General features: G+C 51.8%; 1 protein-coding gene. It reads left to right on the top strand.

Going from position 1 to position 471, the window contains the following annotated elements:
• On the top strand, window positions 1-456 hold a 456-nt coding region (locus DSM465_RS0118000), incomplete at its 5' end, for a flavin reductase family protein (protein WP_029761988.1).
• Window positions 457-471 lie beyond the last annotated feature (15 nt).

Here is a 471-nt window from a genome sequence, read left to right as displayed (position 1 = left end):
ACATTTCGCAACGCGATGGGGAAATTCGCAACTGGTGTGACGGTCGTGACGACCGAATTTCAAGGGGAAGTGAAAGGGATGACGGCGAACGCGTTTATGTCCGTTTCGCTTGACCCGAAGCTGGTGGTCGTCTCGATTGGCCATAAAGCGCGGATGCATGACATCGTCAAGCAAACCGGGAAGTTTGCGGTCAATCTTTTGACACGCGACCAAGAAGACTTGTCGCGTTTGTTTGCGGGTCAGCTGAAGGAAGAACGGGATGTGGCGTTTGAATGGGTGGACGGCCACCCGATTTTGCCGGATGCGATGGCGAATGTGTTATGCCGTGTGCACAGCACGTATGTCGCCGGCGACCATACGCTTTATTTCGGCGAAGTGACCCATATTGTGATGAAAGATGAACCAGGCGATCCGCTCTTATTTTTTGAAGGAAAATATCGAAGCATTGGCCAATAAGGATGAGGCAGGTGT

Origin of the sequence: Geobacillus thermodenitrificans subsp. thermodenitrificans DSM 465, from assembly GCF_000496575.1 — a bacterium.
In the GTDB taxonomy this organism is placed as follows: domain Bacteria; phylum Bacillota; class Bacilli; order Bacillales; family Anoxybacillaceae; genus Geobacillus; species Geobacillus thermodenitrificans.
This window is presented reverse-complemented; position numbering and strand designations above follow the sequence as displayed.